At 59.2% G+C, this 24843-nt stretch carries 25 protein-coding genes; 8 read left to right on the top strand and 17 right to left on the bottom strand.

The window, feature by feature from the left end; genetic code table 11:
• Window positions 1-50: 50 nt before the first annotated feature.
• Window positions 51-1526 (bottom strand): NADP-dependent succinate-semialdehyde dehydrogenase, encoded by a 1476-nt coding sequence (gene gabD / locus M2406_RS10065; protein WP_259189815.1) that lies wholly within the window; start codon window positions 1524-1526, stop codon window positions 51-53.
• Between the two features lie 217 nt (window positions 1527-1743).
• Between gabD and M2406_RS10060 the strand changes: the two genes are divergently transcribed.
• Window positions 1744-1953 carry a glycogen synthase gene (locus M2406_RS10060; protein WP_017893325.1) on the top strand — a complete coding sequence of 70 codons (210 nt, stop codon included), beginning with the start codon at window positions 1744-1746 and terminating at the stop codon, window positions 1951-1953.
• A 59-nt stretch (window positions 1954-2012) separates the two neighbouring features.
• On the opposite strand, the gene M2406_RS10055 is transcribed toward M2406_RS10060, so the two are convergent.
• Entirely contained in the window at window positions 2013-2927 is a 915-nt protein-coding gene (locus tag M2406_RS10055) for a pyridoxamine 5'-phosphate oxidase family protein (protein ID WP_259189813.1), read from the bottom strand.
• 5 nt (window positions 2928-2932) lie between these two features.
• Window positions 2933-3550 (bottom strand): glutathione S-transferase, encoded by a 618-nt coding sequence (locus tag M2406_RS10050; RefSeq protein WP_259189812.1) that lies wholly within the window; start codon window positions 3548-3550, stop codon window positions 2933-2935.
• Between the two features lie 98 nt (window positions 3551-3648).
• On the opposite strand from M2406_RS10050, the gene M2406_RS10045 reads away from it, so the two are divergent.
• The 6 genes from M2406_RS10045 (at window position 3649) to M2406_RS10020 (ending at window position 9540) form a co-directional block, all read left to right on the top strand.
• Window positions 3649-4554, top strand: a complete 906-nt coding sequence (locus M2406_RS10045) for a LysR family transcriptional regulator (RefSeq protein ID WP_012145811.1) — start codon at window positions 3649-3651, stop codon at window positions 4552-4554.
• 155 nt (window positions 4555-4709) lie between these two features.
• Window positions 4710-5504, top strand: coding sequence for an alpha/beta hydrolase (locus M2406_RS10040; RefSeq protein WP_259189810.1), 795 nt, complete (start codon window positions 4710-4712; stop codon window positions 5502-5504).
• Window positions 5505-5507: 3 nt separating this feature from the next.
• A complete protein-coding gene (locus tag M2406_RS10035; protein WP_115184349.1) occupies window positions 5508-5879 on the top strand; it encodes a RidA family protein in 372 nt (123 codons plus the stop codon).
• A 59-nt stretch (window positions 5880-5938) separates the two neighbouring features.
• Window positions 5939-7126: an amino acid aminotransferase gene (locus M2406_RS10030; RefSeq protein ID WP_259189808.1), complete on the top strand. Its 1188-nt coding sequence runs from the start codon at window positions 5939-5941 to the stop codon at window positions 7124-7126.
• A gap of 16 nt (window positions 7127-7142) precedes the next feature.
• Window positions 7143-8543: an amino acid permease gene (locus M2406_RS10025; RefSeq protein ID WP_012145807.1), complete on the top strand. Its 1401-nt coding sequence runs from the start codon at window positions 7143-7145 to the stop codon at window positions 8541-8543.
• Window positions 8544-8637: 94 nt separating this feature from the next.
• Entirely contained in the window at window positions 8638-9540 is a 903-nt protein-coding gene (locus M2406_RS10020; RefSeq protein WP_259189807.1) for a DMT family transporter, read from the top strand.
• A 53-nt stretch (window positions 9541-9593) separates the two neighbouring features.
• Here the strand turns inward: M2406_RS10020 and M2406_RS10015 are convergent, their stop codons facing one another.
• The 14 genes from M2406_RS10015 to paaA form a co-directional block, all read right to left on the bottom strand.
• A complete protein-coding gene (locus tag M2406_RS10015) occupies window positions 9594-11078 on the bottom strand; it encodes a PLP-dependent aminotransferase family protein (protein ID WP_259189806.1) in 1485 nt (494 codons plus the stop codon).
• Window positions 11079-11159: 81 nt separating this feature from the next.
• Window positions 11160-11756 carry a phenylacetic acid degradation protein PaaY gene (gene paaY / locus M2406_RS10010; RefSeq protein ID WP_012145805.1) on the bottom strand — a complete coding sequence of 199 codons (597 nt, stop codon included), beginning with the start codon at window positions 11754-11756 and terminating at the stop codon, window positions 11160-11162.
• A gap of 12 nt (window positions 11757-11768) precedes the next feature.
• Entirely contained in the window at window positions 11769-12707 is a 939-nt protein-coding gene (gene paaX, locus M2406_RS10005) for a phenylacetic acid degradation operon negative regulatory protein PaaX (protein WP_017893316.1), read from the bottom strand.
• A 78-nt stretch (window positions 12708-12785) separates the two neighbouring features.
• Window positions 12786-14093 (bottom strand): phenylacetate--CoA ligase PaaK, encoded by a 1308-nt coding sequence (gene paaK / locus M2406_RS10000; RefSeq protein WP_259189964.1) that lies wholly within the window; start codon window positions 14091-14093, stop codon window positions 12786-12788.
• A 17-nt stretch (window positions 14094-14110) separates the two neighbouring features.
• Complete coding sequence (gene pcaF, locus M2406_RS09995; RefSeq protein ID WP_012145802.1) at window positions 14111-15316, bottom strand: 3-oxoadipyl-CoA thiolase; 1206 nt, start codon at window positions 15314-15316, stop codon at window positions 14111-14113.
• On the bottom strand, window positions 15313-15753 hold the full coding sequence (gene paaI, locus M2406_RS09990; RefSeq protein ID WP_012145801.1) for a hydroxyphenylacetyl-CoA thioesterase PaaI: 441 nt from the start codon (window positions 15751-15753) through the stop codon (window positions 15313-15315). The genes pcaF and paaI overlap by 4 nt, the downstream gene beginning before the upstream one ends.
• A complete protein-coding gene (locus M2406_RS09985; protein ID WP_259189804.1) occupies window positions 15750-17270 on the bottom strand; it encodes a 3-hydroxyacyl-CoA dehydrogenase in 1521 nt (506 codons plus the stop codon). Before M2406_RS09985 ends, paaI begins: the two co-directional genes overlap by 4 nt.
• Window positions 17271-17272: 2 nt before the next feature.
• Window positions 17273-18064 (bottom strand): 2-(1,2-epoxy-1,2-dihydrophenyl)acetyl-CoA isomerase PaaG, encoded by a 792-nt coding sequence (paaG, locus tag M2406_RS09980; protein ID WP_259189803.1) that lies wholly within the window; start codon window positions 18062-18064, stop codon window positions 17273-17275.
• A gap of 3 nt (window positions 18065-18067) precedes the next feature.
• Complete coding sequence (gene paaF / locus M2406_RS09975; RefSeq protein WP_259189802.1) at window positions 18068-18841, bottom strand: 2,3-dehydroadipyl-CoA hydratase PaaF; 774 nt, start codon at window positions 18839-18841, stop codon at window positions 18068-18070.
• A 9-nt stretch (window positions 18842-18850) separates the two neighbouring features.
• Window positions 18851-19909, bottom strand: coding sequence for a 1,2-phenylacetyl-CoA epoxidase subunit PaaE (gene paaE / locus M2406_RS09970; protein ID WP_259189801.1), 1059 nt, complete (start codon window positions 19907-19909; stop codon window positions 18851-18853).
• A gap of 8 nt (window positions 19910-19917) precedes the next feature.
• Entirely contained in the window at window positions 19918-20415 is a 498-nt protein-coding gene (paaD, locus tag M2406_RS09965) for a 1,2-phenylacetyl-CoA epoxidase subunit PaaD (RefSeq protein ID WP_259189800.1), read from the bottom strand.
• A gap of 9 nt (window positions 20416-20424) precedes the next feature.
• Complete coding sequence (paaC, locus tag M2406_RS09960; protein WP_259189799.1) at window positions 20425-21186, bottom strand: 1,2-phenylacetyl-CoA epoxidase subunit PaaC; 762 nt, start codon at window positions 21184-21186, stop codon at window positions 20425-20427.
• Window positions 21187-21194: 8 nt separating this feature from the next.
• Window positions 21195-21482 (bottom strand): 1,2-phenylacetyl-CoA epoxidase subunit PaaB, encoded by a 288-nt coding sequence (gene paaB / locus M2406_RS09955; protein ID WP_017893307.1) that lies wholly within the window; start codon window positions 21480-21482, stop codon window positions 21195-21197.
• A gap of 10 nt (window positions 21483-21492) precedes the next feature.
• Window positions 21493-22431, bottom strand: a complete 939-nt coding sequence (gene paaA / locus M2406_RS09950; RefSeq protein WP_012145793.1) for a 1,2-phenylacetyl-CoA epoxidase subunit PaaA — start codon at window positions 22429-22431, stop codon at window positions 21493-21495.
• A 318-nt stretch (window positions 22432-22749) separates the two neighbouring features.
• Between paaA and paaZ the strand changes: the two genes are divergently transcribed.
• Window positions 22750-24822, top strand: coding sequence for a phenylacetic acid degradation bifunctional protein PaaZ (paaZ, locus tag M2406_RS09945; protein WP_259189795.1), 2073 nt, complete (start codon window positions 22750-22752; stop codon window positions 24820-24822).
• The last annotated feature ends 21 nt before the right edge of the window (window positions 24823-24843 follow it).

Here is a 24843-nt window from a genome sequence, read left to right as displayed (position 1 = left end):
ATTAAAATCATTGGCCCGCGCCGTGCGGGCCATATAAAGACATCGGGTGATTAGTTCCCCAGCCCACCGAGGCACAGGTACTTAATCTCAAGATAATCCTCGATACCGTATTTTGACCCCTCACGGCCCAGCCCGGAGTTTTTAACCCCGCCGAAGGGGGCGACTTCGGTGGAAATCAGCCCTTCATTAATGCCGACGATGCCGTATTCCAGCGCCTCGGCGACGCGCATGACCCGGCCAATATCCCGGCTGTAGAAGTACGAGGCCAGGCCAAACGGCGTGTCATTGGCCAGCTCAATGGCTTCGGCTTCGCTATTGAAACGGATCAGCGGTGCTACCGGGCCAAAGGTCTCTTCATGGAAGATTTTGGCCTGTCGTGGCACCTCGGTCAGAATGGTCGGCGTAAAGAAATTATTGCCCAGCGCATGGGGTTTGCCTCCCAGCAGAACCCTGGCACCCAACTGCAGCGCGTCGGCGATATGCTCGCTGACCTTTTCCACGGCGGCCGGGTTAATCAACGGGCCGATAGTCACGCCGTCGTCCAGGCCGTTGCCGACCTTAAGCTTTTCTACCGCCGCCTTCAGTTTTTCGGCGAAAGCGTCGTAGATGCCGTCCTGAACCAGAAAACGGTTGGTACACACGCAGGTCTGGCCGGCATTGCGGTATTTGGAAGCGACTGCGCCTGTTACTGCGGCGTCCAGATCGGCATCGTCAAACACGATAAACGGCGCGTTGCCGCCCAGTTCCATACTGGTCTTTTTGATGGTCGGGGCACACTGTGCCAACAGTTGCGCACCGACCTCGGTGCTGCCGGTGAAGGAGAGCTTGCGTACGTCCGGGTTGGCGGTCAGTTCCGCCCCTATGGCCTGGCTCGGGCCGGTGATAACGTTGCAGACGCCAGCCGGTAAGCCCGCACGCTCGGCCAGCACGGCGATGGCCAGTGCAGAGAAGGGAGTTTGGCTGGCGGGGCGGATCACCCCGGTACAGCCCGCAGCCCAGCCGGGGCCTGCTTTACGGGTGATCATCGCCGCCGGGAAATTCCACGGCGTAATGGCCGCAAATACCCCAATCGGCTCTTTCTGCACGATAATGCGGCGCCCTGCCTGGGGCTGCGGAATGGTGTCGCCGTAGACGCGTTTGCCTTCTTCGGCAAACCACTCGATAAAGGACGCCGCGTAGGCAATCTCACCCCGGCTTTCAGCCAGCGGCTTGCCCTGTTCTGCGGTCATGATCAGCGCCAAATCGTCCTGATTCTCCATCATCAACTCGAACAGGCGGCGCAGTTTGCCGGCACGTTCTTTGGCGGTCAATGCGCGCCAGGCCGGCTGGGCCTTTTTCGCGGCAGCGATCGCCAGTGCGGTTTCCCTGGCACCGAACGCCGGCACCTGACCGACCCGTTCGCCGGTGGCAGGATTGTGGATCTTGATGCTCTGGTCGCCTTTGATCGGCAGCCATTGCCCATCGATATAGTTGGCCTCGCGGAACAGCGCAGGATCTTTGAGGGTGGCAGAGAAGTGATTGCTCATCGGTTTTCTTCCTTTTTCAGAATTCAACACAGGGTGACCTATCCCAAACGGCACCCCTTTACCCTAGCAAACTTTTCCGCCGCTATTTGCCCGATCCGTGGCAACAAATCAATTTACCGTCAAGCGCACCTTCTGTACAAAAAACATCCGGCTGCGGGACGATACTGAAATCAGCAGGCATATGACCCTTTTCGATGTGATTAAAAGGAGTGTGCAAATGATGAAATCAGTGGACAGACATCTTTATGGCGGCGGAGAAATGGACTTTTTGGCTTCCAGTATTGCATTGATGGAGTGGCAGGGGCGAGAGGTGGACGCCGGCAAAGTGGCCGGCAATATGTCGGAGTCGCAAAGCCGCTTGTTCTTTGAACGCCTGAGCTATTTCCGCCAGCTTTATCAGACTTCGAGCGTGGAACACAGCGTATAAACTCCTTACATCCCCTCTCTTTTGGGAGAGGGGATGTTCATCCGCATAACTGTGCAGATTTATACTGACCATACCCCGGTGTTCAGCGTTGCCGGGGAGAACTCAAGATTGCGGCCGCGCCACGGTAGCGCCTGCGAAAAACGCCAAGCACTCTGTATATCGAAGCGCCAGTAGCGTTCCGCACCTTTCACCCCTTGCCCCATCTCTGCTTGCCAGAGGATCTGCGTTTCCCCCTGCAAATGTAAAACATCCCCGCGTTCAAAATCGATAAACAGCAACGCCGCTCGCGGCTGCGCCAACAGATTACCCAGGGTATTCATATAGCGATTGCCACGAAAATCCGGTATCCACAGAGTGCTTCCCTCCAGATAGATAAACCCCGGTTTTCCGCCCCGGTGCGAAATATCCACGCCGCCTTGCGCCAGCGTGGTATGGGCAGCACTGGCCACGAAACAGGTATCCGCGTTGCGAATCAACGCCTGTGCCGCCGCGTCAAGCCGAGTGAGATATTCAATTGGCGCAGGGTTGGCAGGGGCCGGATACAGCTCGCGCCGCTGAATATACTGCGGACAGTTGCCGAAGCTTTGCCTGACTTCGATCTCAAGGCGGTTTTTGTCGGTACGTCCGATCACACCGTTGACGCGGTTACGGCGTCGGTTGCTAAAATCCAGCCCCAGGGCACCTATCGGCTGGCCGGAATGCAGTGCCGCCTGCGCCGGATCGTCGCTGCGGCGTGGGGTGCTGATACGCAGGTGGGTGCTGTCCGGCGTGCGTAAAAAACCGGGTGGGCCACTAAACAGCGTAGCCACCGGCCAACCCTGCTCGTCCAGCGTGGCGACAAACAGGTAAGGCAGTGCCTCGAAAAACTTGCGGTGCTGGTCGGGCATATTGGGGAAAATACCGCCGCCCACCTGGTCAAATCCGGCCAGGGTCTGGGCACGTAGTTCATCGGGGTGGAACATCTGCGGGATCATCGGATTTACCTCTCGACGGGGTACGGCAGCGACGGCATGGCGAAGAAACCGGGCAATGCGGCAATGCGCGTTACCCAGCGTTGAATTGCCGGGTAAGGGGCTAGCGAAATGCCACCTTCCGGCGCTACTGCCACATAGCTGTAGCAGGCCAGATCGCCAATGGTGGCCTGTTCCGTCGCCAGGAATTGACGTTGGGTCAGATGCTGCTCCATCTGTGGCAGGAAGCGTGCGCTGACGGCCTGCGCGGCCTGATAATCTTCTGGCACCCCAAACTGGGCGATCAAACGAGCGGAAGCCGGCCCATAGCGGACTTCTCCCGCCGCTTTGGACAGCCATTCCTGCACCTGTGCGGCCACTGCTGGCGCCTCTGGCAACCAGTGGCTGTCCGGCGCATAGCGTTTGGCCAGATACACCAGAATGGCGTTGCTGTCGGCCAGCGCCAAATCGCCATCGAGCAACACCGGGATCTGGCCGAAAGGGTTCAGGCGCAGAAAGCCTTCGCTTTGGCGCACCGCCGCGGGGGCTTCGATAAATTCATACGGCAGTTCGAGCATCCGCAGCAGCAGTTCCACGCGGTGGACGTGGCCGGAAAGCGGGGTACCGTACAGTTTTAGCTTTTGCATAATCACACTCCTGAAGGATTTTAATCAGCATACTCTTGCAGTCGGTGAGCGAAATCCGGCAATCTGGAAATTAATAATTTCAATTTATGGAATAGTCTATGGATCGGTTGGACGAACTGGCGATTTTTGTAGCGGTGATCCAGCACGGCAGCCTGGCCGCCGCCGGTCGCAAACTGCGACGTTCCGCCCCGGCAGTGACCCGGGCCATCGCCTCGCTGGAGCAGCGTTTTGGCGCCCGGCTGGTTGAACGTACCACCCGGCGGCTGGCCCCGACCGAAGCCGGGCTGCGGCTGGCGGAGCGCGCGCATTTACTGCTGCATGAATACCAGGCGGCGGTACTGGATACGGCGGATACTCAGCTCAGCGGCCTGCTGCGCATTACCTCGCCGGTGCAGTTCGGGCGCAAGCACGTGGCACCGGTGGTCATGGCGTTTCTCGATCTTTATCCGCAGATGCAAATTGAAATGGTGCTCAACGATCGCAACCTGGATTTGATCGACGAGGGGCTGGACGTGGCGGTGCGCATCGGCCATTTGCAGGACTCTTCCCGCGTGGCGCGTCGGTTGGGGCAGGTATCCCGGGTGACGGTCGCCAGTCCGGCCTATCTGGCGCTACGCGGCGAGCCATTGGAACCGGCGCAGTTGGTCGATCATGACACCATCGTCGGCACCCAGCGGGCGTCGCTGCGCGAATGGCGGTTTGGCCCACAGGAAAACGGTGACAGGGTAAGGCTGACGCCGCGCTTGCTGCTCAACGAAGTCGAAACCCAGTTGCTGGCGGCGCGAGCCGGCAAGGGCATCGCCCGGTTGCTGTCGTATCAGGTGGCAGACGATCTGGCGGCGGGGACGCTGGTGCGCCTGCTGCCGGCGTTTGAACCCTTGCCGATGCCGGTGCAGCTGGTGGCGCAAAATAGCCAACGCATGCCGCTAAAGGTACGGACCTTCTGGGATTATGCCTGGCAGGAATTAAGTCAATTGGCGCAAATTCAGCCGCCGTTAAAATAGCGATTCAGGCTCAATAAGTTTCACTGGCTAAACTTATTGAGCCGCGGAAAAGATTTATATTATCCTGCACGCATTGCTGCTGTTCACTTCTTGACAATATTATTCCCGGTGCTAATAGTTAACGCATATCTTAAATAATAAACGAAGTTTAATATATGAAACTTTTAGCGGGCAGTTACGATAACGGTTCGACGGTGGACAACGAGGATGAAATTCTGACCTCATTCCAAACTCGCAGTCAGGCGGTTTATCAGCAAGTCCGCAGCGAACGTAATATTGCCTATGGGGATTCACCCCGGGAAGTTTTCGACTGGTTATATACTGACAAGCCGCATCAGGGAACATTAATATTTATTCACGGAGGATATTGGCAATTTTGTTCCAGGGACGACTTTGCCTTTATTGCCACAGTGCCATTGTCGTTGGGTTTTGACGTGGTGCTGCTGGAATATACGCTGGCACCACAGGCCTCGCTTGACGATATTTGTCGGCAAACCGGTGTGGCGCTGAACGCGATTCAACAACGCTTGGCGCCAAATAAACTCGCGCCGGTTTACCTGTGCGGCCATTCCGCCGGGGGGCATCTGGCTAGTTTCTGGCAGCATCATCCTATGGTCGACGCGGTGTTACCGATCAGCGGTATTTTCGAGCTGGAACCCCTGTTAACCACTTACGTTAACCGGCAGTTGCAGTTGACCCTGCAGCAAATTGCGCGGTTAAGCCCGGCGCGCAATATACCTGAACGCATCAAACCGATGACGCTATTTTACGGCGCTGCCGAATTAGCGGAACTGATTGGCCAGTCGCGACATTATTATGCTGCGCTGCAAGCAAAACAACTGCCCGTCCGCCTGGTTGCGGTCGACGGCGCCAATCATTACAACGTGCTGGATTCACTGTTCGCCAGGGATGGGGCGTTGATCCGCCAGATAACCACTACGGGGAAATAAACCATGCGTACCATTATCGATACCGGTTTGCCGGAGATTGGCCAACCCTTTTCCTGGGCGACTAAAGGCGGCGGCATGCTGTTCACCGCCCATGGCCCGGTCAGGCCCGACGGCAGCATTGAAACCGGTGAGCCGGAAAAACAAATTACCCTGACCTTTGATAATTTGGCCCGGACGTTAAAAGCGGCAGATAGCCACAGCGATAATGTTCTGCAGGTTATTGTTTATCTCACCGATGTGAACGACGTTAAATTACTCGATGAAATATATAAGCAATATTTTAATTATCCTTACCCTAATCGTTCAACGGTAATTGTTGACAAGCTGGTGGTGCCGGGCATGAAAATAGAAATAACCGTCACTGCTACCGCCTGAAAATAGATAACTATAATCCCCACCTGCAAATTCATTAAATAATGAATTAAGGAATCGCTATGTTTAATCACATTGGCCGTTCGGCGGCCGATCCTATTATGTCGTTGATGGAAGCTTATTTACGGGATGAAAATACGCAGAAAGTTAATCTGGGTATTGGTCTTTATTACGATCAGCACGGGCGGATCCCGCTGATGCAAGCGGTTGAGGCCGCCGAGCGGCAGTTGCTCGAACAGCGTCGCCCGCATGGATATCCGCCGATAGAAGGCTCGGCGCTGTTTGCCCAGCAGGTGCAGACCTTGTTGTTCGGCGAAGCGGCATCAGCGTCGATTAGCACGGTGCAAACCGTTGGCGGTTCAGGCGCTCTGAAGCTGGCGGCGGATTTTATCCATCACTACCTGTCCCGCCATGATATCTGGGTGTCAGATCCTACCTGGGCCAACCATTGGGCGATCTTCGAGGGCGCCGGGCTGAAGGTACATACCTACCCGTATTTCGATGAGGCCAACGGCGGCCTGCGCTTTGACGCCATGCTCGATACGTTGGACAGCCTGCCGGAAGGCAGCGTGGTGCTGTTGCATCCTTGCTGTCATAACCCGACCGGTACCGATCTCAGCCCGGCGCAGTGGCGTGCCACGCTTGAGGTGGTGCAGCGCCGCCGCCTGCTGCCGTTGTTCGATATTGCCTATCAGGGCTTTGGCGATGGTCTGGACGAGGATTGTTTTGCGCTGCGTGAGGCATTGAAAACCGACCTGGAATTTTTGGTCGCCAATTCGTTTTCGAAAAACGTCGCGCTGTATGGCCAGCGGCTGGGGGGGCTTTCGGTCCGCTGCGCCAGCCAGGAGAGTGCGAACAACGTCAAGGGCGCGTTGAAAACCTTGATCCGCCGCAGCTATTCCTGCCCGCCGACTCACGGCAGCCAGATTGTGGAAACGCTGTTGGCGGATGCCAACTTGCGCCAGCAGTGGGAAAGCGAACTGGCCGGCATGCGTCAACGTATCAAACAGATGCGTCAAACCCTGGCTAATGGGCTGGAGCAGGGCGGTTCGCCGTTGGACTACCGGCGCATTCGCGACCAGAAAGGCATGTTCAGTTACACCGGGCTGAACCCGCAGCAGCTCGAGCGGCTACGGCAAGATTACGCCATCTATCTGGTGGCGCCCGGCCGCATGTGTTTGCCCGGCCTGAATCAAAACAATGTCGACTACGTGACTGCCGCCATCCTGGATGTCACCCGTACTGTGTGAATAAGGTAGGACCGCCATGAAACAGATGAAAGGTTTTGAAGAAATTGCGCGGCGGCAGGGCGGGTTGAAGAAACAGCTCACCGCCGGGCAGATGACCATGCTGGCGATAGGTGGGGCGATCGGCACCGGGCTGTTTCTTGGCAGTGCCTATGCCATTCAGATGGCCGGCCCCAGCGTCCTGTTGAGCTATTTTATCGGCGGCGTGGTGGCGTTGTTGCTGATGGGCTGCCTGGCGGAGATGACCTCTGAACACCCGACGCCGGGCTCTTTTGGTGACTATGCCGAGTTTTACATCAGTCCGCTGTTCGGTTTTCTGGTGCGTTATTCCTACTGGTCCTGCGTAGTGTTGGCGGTGGGCACCGAGGTTACCGCCATCGGTATGTATATGCAGTTCTGGTTCCCGACCACGCCGATTTGGCCCTGGGTGCTGCTGTTTTCTGCGGCAGTCATCGTCATCAATGTGATTGGCGTCAAGTCCTTCGGCCAGGTGGAGTATGCGCTGTCGACCATCAAGGTGGTGGCCATCGCGGCCTTTATCGCCATTGGCATCGGCATTTTGGTGTTTTCCGCTAACCCGGCCTACGGTATTCACAACTTTACCGCCAATGGCGGCTTCTTCCCGTTTGGCGTCAAGGGCATGTGGTTCGCGGTGATCGTGTCGATTTTCAGCTACCTGAGCATTGAGATGATCGCAGTAGCCGCCGGTGAAGCCAAAAACCCGGTGATCGCGGTGAAAACTGCCTTCAAGGGTACCATCTTGCGGCTGTTTATTTTTTATATGCTGTCGATTGCGCTGATGCTGGCGATCGTTCCCTGGCGGCAGTCCGGCACCGGTGAAAGCCCGTTCCTGATGGCGATGAACGTGATCCACTTGCCTGCCGCCGCCGGTATCTTCAACTTTATCGTGCTGGTGGCCGCGCTGTCGGCGATGAACAGCCAGTTGTATATCACCACCCGCATGATGTTCTCACTGTCGCGTGCCGGTCAGGCACCGGCGGCGCTGGGCCGGGTCAGTAAACGCGGCATTCCGGTGAACGCGCTGGCGATGTCCTGCATTGGCATTGTGGTGTCGATCGTGCTGAGCCTGGTTTATCCGGAGAAATCCTTTGCCGCCATGATGTCTATTTCGGTGTACGGCGCTTGCTTTACCTGGCTGATGATTTTTGTCACTCACCTGTTTTTCCGTCGCCAGCATCGCCAAACTCACCTGAAATTCCGCATGTGGGGCTTCCCCTACACCACGCTGGCCGGTGCCGGTTTGATGACCGCACTGTTGATCTCGACGGCGTTCACCGAGTTTTTCAAGATGACGCTGTGGTTCGGCATCCCGTTCACTCTGCTGCTGGTGGCGATCTATTTCTTCTATAGCCGCCATCAGCCGCTGCCCACCGCGATGGAAACGCCGGAGTTAGAGTAAAGTGGTTTGCTGATAATGTCGTTATCTGGCTCTGGCAATAAACCACTTTAACCGGAGAATAAGGGATCTTTCGCAGGTGTCGAGTGGTGTTGCCATGAGCAGTGAGACAGAAAAAATTCAGATTGTCGGCCGAAGCGATAATTCGGCCCAGGGCTGGGTTAGTGGCTTTCTGGGGATGTTGATTTTTAGCGGTTCTTTGCCCGCCACCCGCCTGGCGGTGCAAGAGTTTGATCCCCTTTTCCTGACCGCGTTACGGGCGGTGCTGGCAGCCATATTGGCGCTGAGCGCGCTGGGGGTCATGCGTCAACGTTGGCCGCAGCGTCAGGACTTTGTGCCGCTGGTGATGGTTGCGATCGGGGTAGTGATCGGTTTCCCGTTGCTGACGGCATTGGCCTTGCAGCACACCACCTCGGCGCATGCGCTGGTGTATATCGGGCTATTGCCGCTGGCGACCGCCTGTTTTGGCGTACTGCGCGGGGGAGAACGCCCGAAAACCGCTTTCTGGCTGTTCTCGGTGTTGGGTAGCCTGTTGGTGGGGGCCTTTGCGCTAAGCCAGGGGGCGGGCGCTTCCTGGGTCGGTGACTTGCTGATGGTGGCTGCGGTATTGCTCTGCGGCCTGGGCTACGCGGAGGGCGCGATGCTGACGCGCAGGCTTGGTGGCTGGCAGGTGATCTCCTGGGCGCTGGTGGTGGCCTTGCCGCTGACGGCAGGGGTTGCCGTTTGGGCCGCACCAGCGAGTTGGCCGCAGGTCAGCGTCGGTGCGTGGCTTTCTCTGGGCTATATTTCGCTGTTCAGCATGTGGATTGGTTTTATCTTCTGGTATCGCGGTTTGGCGCTGGGCGGAATTGCCGCCGTGGGGCAGTTGCAACTGCTGCAGCCGTTCTTTGGTCTGGCGCTGGCCGCATGGGTGCTGCATGAAAGCATCCAGCCTTCGATGATTGCGGTCATGGCCGGGGTATTGGTTTGCGTGTACGGCGCGAAGCGATTTTCGCGCTGAATCGGGCATACGATATTGCCTAAGTGAGCGCCCCTCTCCCGGGGGAGAGGGGATTAGCCGGTGTTAGCCAGGGCCACCAGCACCTGATTCAGCCGTTGGGCGGCGCGATGGATTTGCAACTCATCGTAGCCGCCCAGTCCGAGTATCAAGCCGCTTTTCCCGCTGCCGATGGCATACATCGGCGAAAGTGCGCTGACTGCCACTCCAGCCTCGGCAGCACGGCGAGCGACCCGTTGGTCGTCCAGCCCCGCCTTCAACCACAACACCAGATGCATGCCCTGGCAGCTGGGGTGCAGCGTCGCCAGCTCGGCAGAAACATGGGCATTGATGGCTTCGGTTAATACCCGCCGTTTTTCCGCATACACGCCGCGCATGCGGCGGATATGACGATCCAGATGCCCCTGCGCCATAAAGGCCGCCAGCACGTGTTGATCGGCGCTGGGCGGGTGGCGGTCCATCAGCACGCGCGCGCCGCAGAAGGCATCCACCAGCGGCCTGGGCACGATGGCGTAACCCAGCCGCAATGAAGGAAAAAGGATCTTGCTGAAGGTACCAAGGTAGATAACCCGGGCCGGATCCAACCCCTGCAATGAAGGAAACGGATGGCCTGAATAGCGCATTTCACTGTCGTAATCATCCTCGACAATCCAGGCCCGGCTCTCTTTGGCCCAGGCCAGCAGCTCGAGCCGACGCGTCATGCTCATTGGCATGCACAGCGGGTATTGGTGAGAGGGGGTGACAAAAACGGCTTTGGCCTGCGGCGCGATTTGGTTGCCTGCTGCCACGTCTATTCCTTCGGCATCCACCGGGACTCTGGCCATCAGCCGGTCGCGGAACAGGTGGTTAAAGATGGCGGTAATACCGTGATAGGCCGGATCTTCCACCCAGGCGGTGTCTCCGGCGTCCAACAGAATTTGCGTCGCCAGATACAACCCTTGTTGGGTGCCGGAAGTGATAATCACCTGTTCCGGCGTACAGAGCACCGAACGGGATTTGCGGACGTATTCACAGACCGCCTTGCGCAACGGCAGTGCCCCCAATGGGTCACCATAACCGGCGGGGGCGCCTGGCCCACGGGCGCGGATGCGGTTGCCGAGACGACGCCAGACGTCATCGGGCGCGGTATCATTGATGGGTACCGAGACGGTGAAGGGGATCGGTGGCAGCGGCCGTAACTGCCCGGCAAACTGCGCCAATGCCTGCGCCTGGCTGGAAAGGGGGGTGTCACAAATATCAGCCGGGCTGACTGGTGCCGGGGGCTGGCGGTGAAGTGACAGGGCGACACGGGTGCCCGAACCGGGCTGCGCTTCGAGAAAACCCTCGGCGGTCAGCTGTTCGAAGGCCGCCAGCACCGTGCCTCTGGCCAACTGCAATGCGCCTGCCAGCACGCGGGTGGAAGGCAGCAGATCGCCAGGTTTAAGTTCACCTCTGTTGATGGCGGCACGCAATGCCTGGGCAAGCTGCAGGCTAAGCTGCCCCGCCTGGCGATCAAGCTCGCCGATGGCGGGGACTTCAACCGTTTTGGCCGTTCTTGGCATCGATTCCGGTCCAGATAAAAAGAGTTAAACAGGGTATTCACTGTAAACCACTTTTTAACGAAATAGCGTATGTCGTGATGCTTAAAGCTGATTTTTTGGGATCAGGTGATCGCCAAAACTTAAGCGCTGACGGCCCGGTTCGATTTCGCTCAGTGGGGCGACTTCTTGCAGTGAAGATTTACAGCGCAGCACCAAATCATGATATTCGCGCGTGCCGGCCACTTTCCAAGCCAGTTCCTGTTCGGTCAGGTCACGCAATACCCGTGCCGGGCTACCAACCACCAGCTTGTTGGCTTCAATCACCGCGGCGGCCTTAACGAACGCCATGGCACCGACGATGGTGTTTTCACCAATCTCCGCGCCGTCCATAATCACCGCATTCATGCCGACCATGGCGTTACGGCGGATACGGCAGCCGTGCAATATTGCGCCGTGGCCGATGTGCCCGTCCTGTTCGACCACGGTGTCCTGCTGCGGAAAGCCGTGCATCACGCAGTTGTCCTGAATATTGGCACCGTCGCCGATTACCAGGCGGCCAAAGTCGCCGCGCAGGCTGGCATTGGGGCCGATATACACCTGCTTGCCGACGATCACATCGCCAATCAATACCGCCGTCGGGTGCACATAGCTGCTGGGGTCTACCACTGGCGTCAGGCCATCAATCTGATACACGGGCATAGCAAAAGCTCCTTAAAATGAAGGATCGCGCGGCAGGCCGCCAAAGCGCCGGTAATAGCCGGCCGCCGGAGCGGGCAGGGTGCCGATAGTGGTTTCCGCCAGCGCGCTGACATACTCGGTCGCGGCGCGGTCCACCCGCTGATAAATATTGATACACAGGTTGCGGGCGATCTGCCCCTCCCACTGGGCGGGCAACAAGGCGTCCGGCAGCAGCGGATCTTTAAGCACCACGCGGCGGAAGAAGTGGATCAATAATAGCTTAATCTGGAAACAGCGCTGGGGCGTCAGCAGGGCATCGTCGGTTTCGCGCAGCAACGCCATTAGTGGGCGGAAAGAGACGATAAACTCATGATAATCGGCGGCGACCTCGCCCAGCGCCCAACAGTTGGCCACCAGCTGCTGCAGGGTTTTCTCGGAGCGGTTATAGGGGTAATCGGCACGAAAATAGATCGCTTGTTCGCTGGCGTTAAGCTCGCCAAGCAGGGCGGTGACGTCGGTTTGCGCATGGGTCGGCGCCGCCATCAGGTTATTGGCGATTTGACCAAAACCCAGCCAGCCCAGCTCTTTTTTCAGCCGTGCCCGCTCGCTTTTCTCCGCGCTTTCCAGCAACAACAGATCCCATTTCCCGTCCCAGGCCGGTGGCTCGCTGAGGTAGATTTTCGACTCGGCGTGGCGGAACTGGCGCATACCCTGTTCGGTCACCCGATAGAAGCTGCGGCGCCCGATTTTTTCAACCTCCAGCCAGCCCTCTTTTTGCAGGCGAAATACCGAGGTGCGCACAAAGCGGTCTCCGAAACCCAGCGCTTCCAGCAGTGCGCTCAGGCTGCCGAGCCACACTTCTCCACCGCGATGACTCAGCGCATCGCCGTACAGGGAGATAATCAGTGAAGTGCCGCTGATCGGCTGGGCGTCTATAGCATGGCGGATAAACTCATCCAGTTTATGTTCCATATTTTTCCATGGGTTAGCCGACGGTGAGACACAACATTACCACAAATTCTTGAGGCGTCATCCGTGACGCCAGTGGAATCAACGGGGGCGCAGGTCGACCACCCGCTGGGCTTTGCCTTCCGAACGCGGGATATCGCCGCAGTTGGCAATGCTGACGTCGGTGCTGACGCCAATAATCGATTTGATATGGTGACGCAGCTGGTGGCAAATCTCACAGCGCTGCTGATGGCTGAGGCTGAGTGCGGCCTCCTTCAATTCAACGCGTACCGCCAGGGTATCGAGGTGCCCACTGCGGCTGACCTGCAGCTGATAATGCGGCGACAGCTGTTCGAACTGCATAATTTGTTCTTCTACCTGCGACGGGAACACATTGACGCCACGGATGATCAGCATGTCGTCGGAGCGACCGGTGATTTTTCCCATCCGGCGCATCTGGCGTGCATCGCCCGGCAGCAGGCGGGTGAGATCGCGGGTGCGGTAGCGGATCACCGGCAGCGCCTCTTTGGTCAGGGTGGTAAACACCAGTTCGCCGTGCTCCCCATCCGGCAGGGCAATGCCGGTTTCCGGGCAGATGATCTCCGGCAGGAAGTGATCTTCCCAGATAGTCGGGCCACCGCCGCTTTCGGCGCACTCCATCGCCACCCCCGGCCCCATCACTTCGGACAGGCCATAGATATCCAGCGCCTTGATGCCCATGCGGCTTTCAATTTCGTGCCGCAGCGCTTCGGTCCACGGTTCTGCGCCAAACACCCCGAGACGTAATGAACAGCCACGCGCATCGCCGCCCATTTTGCGTTCCAGTTCATCGATCAGCGTTAAACAGTAGGATGGCGTTACCATGATCACGTCGGGTTTGAAGTCCAGGATCAGCTGCGCCTGCCGCTCTGTCTGCCCGCCGGACATCGGTATTACCGTTGCTCCCAGCCGCTCCGCGCCGTAGTGGGCGCCCAGCCCGCCGGTAAACAGGCCATAACCATAGGCTACATGCACCTTGTCTTTGGCCGTGGCACCGGCGGCGCGCAGGCTGCGGGCGACGATATCGGCCCAGTTATCGATATCCCGCTGGGTATAGCCGACCACGGTAGGTCGGCCGGTAGTGCCCGACGAGGCGTGAATACGCACCACCTGTTCCATCGGTACCGCGAAGGTATCGAACGGGTAGTTATCGCGTAAATCCTGTTTGCTGGTGTAGGGGAAACGCGCCAGATCGCTCAACTGCTTAAGATCGTCCGGATGCACGCCCGCCTGATCGAACTTGCGTTTATACATTGGCACATTGTTATAGGCGTGGTGCAGCGTCCATTTCAGACGCTCCAGCTGCAGCGCTTCAATTTCATCACGCGAGGCGAACTCAATGGCGTCGAGTGGCGGTGGATTGGTAGTCATCATTATTAGCCTCGGGGTCAAACTCGCTCAATGATCATGGCGATGCCTTGGCCGACGCCGATGCACATGGTGCAAAGCGCGTAGCGGCCGGAACGCCGTTCCAGTTCAAACAAGGCGGCCAGCGCCAGACGTGCACCGCTCATCCCCAGTGGGTGGCCAAGGGCAATAGCGCCACCGTTGGGATTCACCTGCGGCGCGTCGTCCGGCAGGCCAAGCTGGCGCAGTACCGCCAACGCCTGGGCAGCAAAGGCCTCATTCAGTTCGATCACGTCCATTTGCGCCAGGCTTAGCCCGGCTAACTCCAGTACCTTGCGGGTGGCCGGCAGTGGGCCGATCCCCATCAAGCCGGGTTCGACGCCGCAGGTGGCGGTGGCGACGATACGAGCGCGCGGGGTGAGGCCCTGACTGACGGCGATTGCCTCGGAGGCAACAATCAGCGCCGCTGCGCCGTCGTTTAAGCCGGAGGCGTTACCGGCGGTCACGGTACCGGGTTGGCGGAACGGCGTTTTCAGCGCCTGCAATTGTTCCAGCCGGGTGTCTGCGCGCGGGTGTTCGTCCTGGCTGAACAACGTCACCGCGCCTTTTTTACCGCTGAGACTGACCGGCACTATCTCCTGCGCCAGTAAACCTGACTCTTGCGCCCGGGCGGCGCGTTGCTGGCTGCGCAGCGCGAAGGCGTCCTGATCGGCGCGGCTGATGTTGAACTGCGCCGCCACGTTTTCAGCGGTTTCCGGCATCGAGTCGGTGCCGAACTGCGCCTGCATCAGCGGATTGATAAAGCGCCAGCCCAGGGTGGTGTCATACAGTTGCGCCTGACGGCTGAAAGCGCTGTCGGCTTTGCCCATCACCAGCGGGGCGCGGGTCATTGATTCTGCGCCGCCGGCCAGCACCAGCCCGGCTTCACCGGCCTTGATGCTGCGAGCCGCCATGGCCAGTGCGTCCAGCCCCGAACCGCACAGGCGATTGACGGTAGTGCCGGAAACGTTCACCGGCAGGCCGGCCAGCAATACTGCCATCCGGGCCAGATTGCGGTTGTCTTCCCCGGCCTGATTGGCGCAGCCGAGGATCACGTCATCGACCAATGACCAGTCCACCTGTGGGTGGCGAGCTAACAGGGCACGCAGCGGCAGCGCGGCCAAATCATCGGCACGCACGTTGGCCAATGCGCCGCCGTAGCGGCCAATCGGCGTGCGAACGCCATCGCAGATAAACGCCTGACTCATGGTTGTTCCCCTAAAATGGCATGGCCGAGGCGATGTGCCCGCCCGCGGAACCAGGCGACGGTCTTGCCCAGTTGGTTGACGATTTCGACGTCATACAGCCCGGTGGTTTTACCCTGATGGCGTACCTCGGCGCTGGCGGTCAGGCGATCGCCGGCCAGCGCCGGGCGGATAAACTCGATATTGCAGCCAGAGGCCACTGCCGCCAGCCCCTGACTGTTGCAGGCATAGGCGAAGGCGGTGTCCGCCAGGCTGAACAGTTGGCCGCCGTGGCAGGTCTGGTGGCCGTTGAGCATCTGCGGACCGACGGTCATGCTGACCCGGGCGAAACCGGCATCAACCGCATCCACCCGCATCCCCATCGCCTGGGCACAGGTATCCTGTTGAAACATCTGTTCGGCGCAGCGTTGCGCCAGTGCCTGTGGCGTATTGGCGTTCATGGTTGGGCTCCTGAAGAGAGGGATGCGTAATGACGCAGCAGCGGCATTGGGCGATAACGTGGCTCACCGTAGTAGAGTTGCAGGTTTTCCAGCGTGGTGAGGATGTGTCGCCAACCCAGAGCCGTCCCCCATTCCAGCGGGCCGCGTGGGTAATTGACGCCGTAGCGCATGGCGTGGTCGGTATCCTCGGCACTGGCGACGCCCTTGTTGACCACGTCAAGCGCCTCATTGGCCAACATGGCGAGGGTGCGCATCACCAACAGGCCGGGATAGTCCGGCAAAGCGATCACCTTCTTGCCGAGAGATTGCAGCAGACGCACGATGGTGGCGTTGTGCCTGGCATCGTTTTGCGCCGCGCAGCTGATAGCGACGGTGGTGGCCTGCGAGTAGTCGGCAGACAGATCAAACAGCACCACCGGAGTTGCGGTTTCATCGGCCACCTGGCTGGCTGTTTTACCATTAGTTAACATAAGTGTAACTTCATCGATCCGGGCGTAGGCGCTGGTCTGGCCAGATTGTTTGATCGACTGCGCATTTCCGCTCAGTAATTTGCTCAGTAGCGCGATACCGGCGGCATCGCCATGCAGTGTGATGCTGCGCGGCAATGCTGCCGTAGAGGCAGGCAGAACGGCAGCGACCGGCGGCTGATGATCGCCATAGCGATAAAAACCACGGCCACTTTTGCGGCCAAGACGCCCGGCCGCCACCAGTTCCTGCTGTACCAGCGACGGGGTAAACCGGGGATCCTGGAAGAAAGCCTGAAACACCGATTCGGTCACGGCATAATTGATATCCTGACCAATCATATCGGTCAGTTGCAGTGGCCCCATGGCGAAGCCACCCGCGTCGCGTATCACCGCATCCAGCGTGGCGGCGTCAGCGACCTGTTCTTCCAGCGCGCGCAGGGCCTCGGCATAAAACGGTCGCGCCACCCGGTTAACGATGAACCCCGGCGTGGAGCGGCACAGCACGCTTTGTTTGCCCCATTGCCGGGTTAGTCTTTGCAGTGTGGCGACGGTTTCGGCGCTGGTGTCCAGCCCGCTGACGATCTCCACCAGCTTCATCAGCGGTGCCGGGTTGAAGAAGTGCAGCCCGGCCAGACGCTGTGGATGTTGCAGCGCACCGGCGATGGCGGTAATCGACAGCGAGGAGGTGTTGCTGGCAAACAGCGTGGCGGGTGAGCACAGGGCTTCCAGCTCACGGAACAGGCTTTGTTTGATTGCCAGCTTTTCCGCCACCGCTTCTATCACCAGACCGCTGTCGGCCAGCGAGTTAAGCGACTCTGCCGGCTGAATGCGCGCCAGCAGGGCTTCGGTGGTGGTGGCATCGGCCTTGCCGGCCGCAACACGCTGACGCAGCCGTTGGGCGAGAGCGCCGAGTGCCTGCCGGGCTGCAGAGGCGGCAATATCAAACAACTGCACCTGATGCCCGGCGGCGGCGGCCACCTGAGCGATACCGATACCCATGGTACCGGCACCAATCACCGCCACCCTGAGGTTTAAGTTCGGCTGGTCCATGGTTATTTCCCGCTGAAATTTGGCGCGCGTTTGGCGAAGAAGGCGCTGACGCCCTCGCGGTAGTCGTCGCTGCGACCGCCAAGACGCTGCAGATCGCGTTCCAGATCCAGCTGTTGGTCAAGGCTGTTGTTGGCCGAACTGTAGAGGGCTTTTTTAATCAGTCCCAGCCCATAGGTTGGCTGAGTAGCCAGGTGTTGCGCCAGCGTTTGGCTGGTGGCGGCCAGTTCATTCGCGGCAACCACCTGCCAGATCATGCCCCAGGCCAGCGCTTGCTGTGCGCTGACTTTGTCACCCAGCAGCGCCATCCCCATGGCACGGGCGTGGCCTGCCAGGCGTGGCAGGAACCAACTGCCGCCAGAGTCCGGTACCAGGCCCAGACGGCAGAAGGACTGGATAAAGTTGGCGTTATCGGCGGCAATGACGATGTCGCAAGCCAGCGCCAAAGCGGCTCCGGCCCCCGCGGCCACGCCGTTGACGGCGCATACCACCGGTTTGGGCAAGGCGGTCAGGCGGCGGATCAGCGGGTTGTAGAAACGTTCCACCGACAGGCCGAGATCCGGCGCCTGTTGCTCAACGCTAACGTTGCGATCGTTCAGATCCTGTCCGGCGCAAAAACCGCGCCCGGCACCGGTGATCAGCAGGCAGCGCACGGTTTCGTCGCGCTCGGCGAGAGTCAGCGCTTCGCTAAGCTGGCGGTGCATCTCGTCGTTAAAACTGTTGAGCCGATCGGGCCGGTTAAGAGTCAGGGTCAACACCCCGGCTTCCAGATGGGTGAGAATCAATGCGTTATCCATAAATCAGCGCCCCTGATAGTTTGGCGTACGTTTTTCGAAGAAGGCGGCGATGCCTTCACGGCGATCGTCGGTGGCGGCCAGGGTGACAAACTGCTGACGCTCGATGGCCAGCCCCTGGCTAAGGCCGGTTTCTTCAGCCTGTTTCAATGCCTGCTTGGCGGCGCATAATGCCAGCGGCGCCTGCAGGCTGATGCGTTCGGCAACCTGTTGCGTGCGCTCCAGCGTCAGCGCATCGACACAGACTTCACTGACCAGGCCACTTTGCAGTGCGCAACTGGCGTTGATGGCTTCACCGGTCAGCACCATCTGACTGGCGCGAGACTTGCCGACGCAGCGGATCAAACGCTGGGTACCCCCGGCGCCTGGCATCAGGCCGAGGGTGATTTCCGGCAGGCCAAAACGGGCGCTTTCGCCGCAGATAACGATGTCGCAGGCCAATGCCAATTCACAACCGGCACCCAGCGCATAGCCGTTGACCGCCGCCAGCAGCGGTTTGCTGAACTGGGCCAGGCGCTGCCACAACAGCGGACGGCGATCCGTCAACGTGGCGGGCAAGTCTTGCTTTTGCAGCTCGTGCAGGTCGGCACCGGCGGCAAAGAAGCGGGGCGCGCCGGTAATCACCACTGCGCCAACGGTGGCATCGGCGTCGGCCAGTTCCAGCCAATAAACCAACTGTTCCAGGCACGGGGTGCTCAGGGCGTTGCGCGCCTCTGGGCGATGCAGTGTCAGTGTCACCACTCGCTGGTGTTGCTGTCGCAGGACAAAAGGGGTTTCCATCGGCGGCTCCTATACGTCAAAGTCCAATATCACACCGTCGCCACGCGGCCACGACTGACAACTCAATACGTAACCCGCCGCCAGTTGATCCGGCTCCAGGCTGTAGTTAACCGCCATATCCACCTGACCGGCCTTTAACCGGCACTTGCAGGTCGCGCACACCCCGCCTTTGCAGGCGTAGGGCAGGTCAGCACCCTGACGCAGCGCCGCATCCAGAATGCTGTCATCCTGGGCGCCTACTTCGATATCCAGCCGACGGCCATCGAGCAAAATCTCGACCCGGGTGGCGTTGCGGTTGGCGTCATTGACCGGCCGGGCAACCATGCCGCTGGTGTTAAAACGTTCGCTGTGAATGTGCCCGGCGGGCATGCCAGCCTGTTCAAGTACGCTCTGGGCGTCGTCCATCATGCTCTCAGGCCCGCAGATAAAGGCGTGGTCATAGTCGCGGTAATTGAGTAATGCATCGCCGATCGCCAGCAGGTGCTCACGGTCGATGCGGCCGCTGAGCAGTGGGCTATCAAGATTTTCCTGGCTGAACAGGTACAGCGGTTGAAAGCGCTGGGGATAGCGGTTCTTCAGATCGGACAGCGCTTCTTTGAACATCACCGAGCGGCTGCTGCGGTTGCCGTAAATCAGCGTGAAACTGCTGTTTGGCTCGAGTTGCAACGTGGCCTTGATGATCGACAGCATCGGCGTAATGCCGGAACCGGCCGCAATCGCCAGATAGTTACCGCTGTTCTCCGCCCGTGGTTGATAGCCGAATCGCCCTTGCGGCACCATCACTTCCAGCGCATCACCGACCAACAGCTGCCGGTTAACGAACGAGGAGAAGCGGCCCTGATGAATGGCTTTAACGCCGATTTGCAGCAAACCTTCCTGCGGCGAGCTGCAAATGGAGTAGCAGCGGCGCAGCTCTTCGCCGTCGACCAGCGCCTTCAACGTCAGGTGCTGGCCGGGCGTATAGCAATAGTGACTTTTCAGTTCTTCGGGTACCCGCAGAGTGATGGCTACGGCGTCCGGCGTTTCGCGCTCGATGGCGGCGACGTTCAGGCGATGGAAGACCGTCATGGTTATTCCTAAATGCATTTGAAGTAGTCGAAGGGTTCACGGCAATCGCAACAGCGGTACAGCGCCTTACAGGCGGTGGAGCCAAATTCGCTGATTTTCTCGCTGTGGGTGCTGCCGCATCGCGGGCAGGGCACCGGGCCGTGCGCCTGGGGTTTGTCGCAGGTATGGCCCTGTGGCGGCGCGACGCCATATTCCCGCAGCCGCTCACGCGCAGCCGCATTCATCCAGTCGGTAGTCCAGGCCGGACTAAGGCGGATATCCACTTTTACCGGGCTGAAACCGGCCGCGGCCAACTGCTGTTCGATCGCTTCGAGCAGGAACTCGGTGGCGGGGCAGCCGGAATAGGTCGGCGTGAAGGTAATGCGCCAGCCGCCGCCGTCGGCTACTACGTCGCGCACCATGCCCAGATCGGTAATCGACAGCACCGGCAGTTCCGGATCGCTGATCTGTTGCAGGCAGTGCCAGATTTGCGGGATTTCGGCGGCTTGCAGCCGGGTAATGTTCATGACGGCCTCCTACCAGTTCGCGTTGGGATAGGCGCGTTGCAGAAACTGCATCTCCGCCAATAACGGGCCGAGGTGCTCGCTGTGCCGTCCCTGTTTGCCACCGTGACGGAAGGCCTGTTCGCTCGGTAACTGCAGGCCGGCCTGTTGCAAGGTGTCGCTCACCCCTGCCAGCCACGGCGCCTCGAGCTGGCGCGGATCGGCGGCGATGCCCTGTTCCGCCAGCTGCAGTTCCAGCTCATCGGCGTGGAACAGCTCGGCGGTAAAGCGCCACAGATTATCCAGTGACTGCTGAATTTTTTTCCGGCTGAGCGGGCTGCCGTCACCCAGGCGGATCATCCAGCCACGGCTGAAGCGCAGGTGGTAATGGGCTTCTTTCAGTGATTTGGCGGCGATGGCAGCCAACTGTGCATCGCTGCTGCTGCTCAATGCCTGATGCAGTTGCACGTGGTAGGTGTCAATCAGGAACTGGCGCACCAGGGTGTCGTTGAAACCGCCGTTGGGCTGTTCCGCCAGCAGCAGGTTGTGAAACTCGCGTTCGTCACGGCCGAAGGCCAGGCGATCTTCACTGCATTGCGGCCCGGTCAGTTCGGCGGCGTAGCCGAGAAAGTTGCGCGCCTGACCGAGCAGGTCCAGGCCGATGTTCGCCAGCGCCAGGTCGATCTCCAGCTCCGGCGCGTGGCCGCACCAGCCGCACAGCCGCTGGGCGAGGATCAGTGGCGTATCGCCCTGACGCAGAACATAAGTGATGAGTGGATCGTTATTAAAGGTCATGGTCGCCCCTACATGTTCTTGATGCCGTCGGGAATGGTGTAGAACGTCGGGTGACGGTAAATCTTGTCATCGGACGGATCGAAGAAGGCTTCACGATCTTCCGGCTGCGAGGCGATCAGATGGCTGGACTGCACCACCCAGATTGAGCAACCTTCGTTGCGGCGGGTATAGGCGTCGCGAGCGTTTTCCAGCGCCATCTGGTCATCGGCGGCGTGCAGACTGCCGACGTGACGGTGCGCCAGTCCTTGTTTGCTGCGGATAAACACTTCATACAGCGGCCATTCAACGTGTGTCATCATCGGTTCCTTATGCGGCGGTTGAGGTGTTTTTGGCCGCGTGGGCCAGGGCGCCTTCACGCACCCAGGCACCTTCGTCCCAGGCGCGGCGTTTGGCCTGCAGCCGTTCGTGGTTGCATTGCCCGCGGCCTTTAATCACCTCGTGCAGTTCACTCCAGTCGATTTCGCCAAAGCGATAGTGGCCGCTGGCTTCATCCCAGGCCAAATCTGCATCCGGGGCGCTCATCCCCAGGGCTTCCAGCTGCGGCACGGTATTGTCGACAAACTTCTGCCGCAGCTCGTCGTTGCTGTGGCGCTTGATCTTCCAGGCCATGCTTTGCGCGCTGTGGGGTGAATCGGTGTCGCTTGGGCCGAACATCATCAGCACCGGCCACCAGAAGCGATTAATCGCGTCCTGCAGCATGGCTTTTTGCTGTTCGCTACCCTTGGCCATCGCCATCACCGCCTCATACCCCTGGCGCTGGTGGAAGCTCTCTTCCTTGCAAATTTTCACCATCGCTCGGGCGTAAGGGCCATAAGAAGCGCGGCACAGCGCCACCTGGTTGACGATAGCGGCGCCGTCGACCAGCCAGCCGATCACTCCGATATCTGCCCAGTTGAGCGTCGGATAATTGAAGATCGAAGAGTATTTCATCTTGCCGTCGAGCATTTTCTGGTAGATGTCCTGGCGCGAGCAGCCCAGGGTTTCGGCGGCGCTGTACAGATACAGACCGTGTCCGGCTTCGTCTTGCACCTTGGCCAGTAACACCGCCTTGCGGCGCAGCGTTGGCGCTCGCGTCAGCCAGTTGGCCTCCGGCAACATGCCCACCACTTCGGAATGGGCATGCTGGCCAATCTGACGGATCAGGTTTTGGCGGTAGGCATCCGGCATCCAGTCTTTGGCCTCAATGGAGATATCCGCCGCAATCTTGTCGTCGAAGTGTTGCTGATATTGCGCGTCAGTTGTCATGCTTGCCTCTTGGTGATTCGTATTTTTCACATTAAATATAAAAATGTGAATCACGTTAACTAACCATAAGGCTACAAACTGATAACAAAAAGATCAAACGACATTTATGTGGTTTTGCGATGTCACTCACAGGTGTTTTTACTATTTTATTGTTATTTATGATTATTTTAAAATTGACGGCAACGAGAAATAGCCTGTTTTTCGAGCTTGTCGGTCGTGATGTTTTGTTTTTGTTAAATTTCGCCCAAGAGAAAACTGGACAATACCTGATACGTAATTAATCATTGTTGTGTAAATTTATGAATTCCGGAGGAGCAAATGCAGCAGTTAAACAGTTACCTTTCTGGCGGCTGGGTGTTCGGCCAGGGCACCGCCCGCGAAATCCATCATGCCGTTACCGGCGAACCGCTGTATCAGGTTTGTTCCGACGGGCTGCCGCTGGCCGCCAGCCTGGAGTATGCGCGCAGCCGGGGTGGCAAGGCGCTGGCGCAGATGACCTTCCAACAGCGCGCACAGATGATGAAAGCGGTGGCCAAACACCTGTTGGCTCATAAAGAAGCGCTGTATGACATTTCCTACCAAACCGGAGCGACTCGCAGTGACGGCTGGGTGGACATTGAGGGCGGTATAGCCACGCTGTTTGCCTATGCCGGTCTGGCAGGCCGTGAAATGCCGGACGATACCCTGTGGCCGGAAGACGAACTGATCCCGCTGTCCAAACAGGCGCAGTTTGCCGCCCGCCATGTGCTGACCTCACGCCCTGGCGTGGCTCTGCATATCAATGCCTTTAACTTCCCCTGCTGGGGGATGCTGGAAAAGTTGGCACCGACCTGGCTGGCGGGGATGCCGGCGATCATCAAACCGGCAACCGCCACCGCGCAGTTGACGCAGGCAATGGTCAAATTGATTATCGACAGCGGTTTGGTGCCGGAGGGCGCGCTGCAACTGGTGTGTGGCGGTATCGGTGACATGTTTGAACACCTCGATTATCAGGATGCGGTGACCTTTACCGGCTCGGCGCAGACCGGTCAGCGGCTGCGGGCCCATCCGCGCCTGCTGGAAAAATCCATTGCCTTCACCATGGAGGCCGATTCGCTCAACTGCTGCGTGCTGGGGGAAGACGTCACGCCGCAGATGCCGGAGTTTGCGTTGTTTATCAAAGAAGTGTGCCGCGAGATGACCGCCAAGGCCGGGCAGAAATGTACCGCCATCCGGCGGATTATCGTGCCGGCGAAGCGGGTGGCAGAGGTGCAGCAGGCGCTGTTGCAGCGCCTGGCCGGCGTTACGGTGGGCGACCCTAAACTGGAGCAGGTGCGCATGGGGGCGCTGGTCAGCCACGAACAACGCAATGACGTACAGCAAAAGGTCGATTTTCTGCTGCATAACGGCTGTGAACCCTTGTGCGGTGCCGTGGCGGATAAACTGACGGTGATGGGTGAAGATGCGAGTAACGGCGCATTTTACCCGGCCACCCTGTTGTACTGCGCCGATCCCTTTACCCATCAGGCGGTGCACGGTACCGAAGCCTTTGGCCCGGTGGCGACGTTGATGCCTTACCAGCACACCGAACAGGCGATCGAACTGGCGTTAATGGGCCAGGGCAGCCTGGCGGGATCGCTGGTGACCGCCGATGAAACACTGGCAACGCGCTTTATCCGTGCGACGGCCTGCGCCCATGGTCGCATGCTGATTTTGGATCAACAGGCGGCGGTGGAGTCCACCGGCCACGGTTCTCCGTTACCGATGCTGGTGCACGGCGGGCCAGGGCGAGCGGGAGGCGGTGAGGAACTGGGCGGGTTACGGGCGGTAAAACACTATATGCAACGCACGGCGATCCAGGGCAGCCCGGCAATGTTGGCGGCGATTGGCCGCGAGTGGGTGCGCGGGGCAACGGTGATTGAGGATCCGGTTCATCCGTTCCGTAAATACTTTGAACAACTGCGGCTGGGCGAAAGCCTGCTCACCGCACGCCGTACGGTGACCGAAGCCGACATCGTTAATTTTGCCTGCCTCAGCGGTGACCATTTTTATGCTCATATGGACAAGATCGGTGCCGCCGAATCGCTGTTTGGCGAGCGGGTAGCGCATGGCTACTTTGTGGTGTCTGCCGCCGCCGGTTTGTTTGTCGACCCGGGTGTGGGGCCGGTGATTGCCAACTACGGCATGGAAAACCTGCGTTTTATCGAGCCGGTGAAAATTGGCGATACCATCCAGGTACGGCTGACCTGCAAGAAGAAAATCCGCAAGCCGCAGAAAACCGCTGAAGATCGTCCGCATGGCGTGGTGGTGTGGGATGTGCAGGTGCTCAATCAACATCAGCAGGCGGTGGCGTTGTATAGCATTCTGACGCTGGTGGCACGCCAGCAAGGGGATTTTGAGGCGGCAAGCTAAAGACGGCGGGGATGGCAGCTA

Source organism: Serratia sp. BIGb0163, from assembly GCF_024809935.1.
GTDB classification, from domain to species: domain Bacteria; phylum Pseudomonadota; class Gammaproteobacteria; order Enterobacterales; family Enterobacteriaceae; genus Serratia; species Serratia quinivorans.
Note: the sequence above shows the minus strand (reverse complement) of the source record. Positions and strands in the feature narration are given on the sequence as shown.

What these genes read in the sequence shown, in the direction of transcription:
- paaI (WP_012145801.1), bottom strand. Translation starts at nt 15,753, where the DNA reads ATGAACGCCAATACGCCACAGGCACTGGCGCAACGCTGCGCCGAACAG.
- paaE (WP_259189801.1), bottom strand. Translation starts at nt 19,909, where the DNA reads ATGACGGTCTTCCATCGCCTGAACGTCGCCGCCATCGAGCGCGAAACG.
- M2406_RS10050 (WP_259189812.1), bottom strand. Translation starts at nt 3,550, where the DNA reads ATGCAAAAGCTAAAACTGTACGGTACCCCGCTTTCCGGCCACGTCCAC.
- M2406_RS10040 (WP_259189810.1), top strand. Translation starts at nt 4,710, where the DNA reads ATGAAACTTTTAGCGGGCAGTTACGATAACGGTTCGACGGTGGACAAC.
- pcaF (WP_012145802.1), bottom strand. Translation starts at nt 15,316, where the DNA reads ATGAGTCAGGCGTTTATCTGCGATGGCGTTCGCACGCCGATTGGCCGC.
- paaD (WP_259189800.1), bottom strand. Translation starts at nt 20,415, where the DNA reads ATGAACATTACCCGGCTGCAAGCCGCCGAAATCCCGCAAATCTGGCAC.
- paaY (WP_012145805.1), bottom strand. Translation starts at nt 11,756, where the DNA reads ATGCCCGTGTATCAGATTGATGGCCTGACGCCAGTGGTAGACCCCAGC.
- paaA (WP_012145793.1), bottom strand. Translation starts at nt 22,431, where the DNA reads ATGACAACTGACGCGCAATATCAGCAACACTTCGACGACAAGATTGCG.
- paaG (WP_259189803.1), bottom strand. Translation starts at nt 18,064, where the DNA reads ATGGATAACGCATTGATTCTCACCCATCTGGAAGCCGGGGTGTTGACC.
- paaK (WP_259189964.1), bottom strand. Translation starts at nt 14,093, where the DNA reads ATGACTACCAATCCACCGCCACTCGACGCCATTGAGTTCGCCTCGCGT.
- paaX (WP_017893316.1), bottom strand. Translation starts at nt 12,707, where the DNA reads ATGGAACATAAACTGGATGAGTTTATCCGCCATGCTATAGACGCCCAG.
- paaC (WP_259189799.1), bottom strand. Translation starts at nt 21,186, where the DNA reads ATGACCTTTAATAACGATCCACTCATCACTTATGTTCTGCGTCAGGGC.
- M2406_RS09985 (WP_259189804.1), bottom strand. Translation starts at nt 17,270, where the DNA reads ATGGACCAGCCGAACTTAAACCTCAGGGTGGCGGTGATTGGTGCCGGT.
- M2406_RS10035 (WP_115184349.1), top strand. Translation starts at nt 5,508, where the DNA reads ATGCGTACCATTATCGATACCGGTTTGCCGGAGATTGGCCAACCCTTT.
- M2406_RS10020 (WP_259189807.1), top strand. Translation starts at nt 8,638, where the DNA reads ATGAGCAGTGAGACAGAAAAAATTCAGATTGTCGGCCGAAGCGATAAT.
- M2406_RS10030 (WP_259189808.1), top strand. Translation starts at nt 5,939, where the DNA reads ATGTTTAATCACATTGGCCGTTCGGCGGCCGATCCTATTATGTCGTTG.
- M2406_RS10015 (WP_259189806.1), bottom strand. Translation starts at nt 11,078, where the DNA reads ATGCCAAGAACGGCCAAAACGGTTGAAGTCCCCGCCATCGGCGAGCTT.
- paaZ (WP_259189795.1), top strand. Translation starts at nt 22,750, where the DNA reads ATGCAGCAGTTAAACAGTTACCTTTCTGGCGGCTGGGTGTTCGGCCAG.
- paaB (WP_017893307.1), bottom strand. Translation starts at nt 21,482, where the DNA reads ATGACACACGTTGAATGGCCGCTGTATGAAGTGTTTATCCGCAGCAAA.
- gabD (WP_259189815.1), bottom strand. Translation starts at nt 1,526, where the DNA reads ATGAGCAATCACTTCTCTGCCACCCTCAAAGATCCTGCGCTGTTCCGC.
- M2406_RS10045 (WP_012145811.1), top strand. Translation starts at nt 3,649, where the DNA reads ATGGATCGGTTGGACGAACTGGCGATTTTTGTAGCGGTGATCCAGCAC.
- M2406_RS10060 (WP_017893325.1), top strand. Translation starts at nt 1,744, where the DNA reads ATGATGAAATCAGTGGACAGACATCTTTATGGCGGCGGAGAAATGGAC.
- paaF (WP_259189802.1), bottom strand. Translation starts at nt 18,841, where the DNA reads ATGGAAACCCCTTTTGTCCTGCGACAGCAACACCAGCGAGTGGTGACA.
- M2406_RS10025 (WP_012145807.1), top strand. Translation starts at nt 7,143, where the DNA reads ATGAAACAGATGAAAGGTTTTGAAGAAATTGCGCGGCGGCAGGGCGGG.
- M2406_RS10055 (WP_259189813.1), bottom strand. Translation starts at nt 2,927, where the DNA reads ATGATCCCGCAGATGTTCCACCCCGATGAACTACGTGCCCAGACCCTG.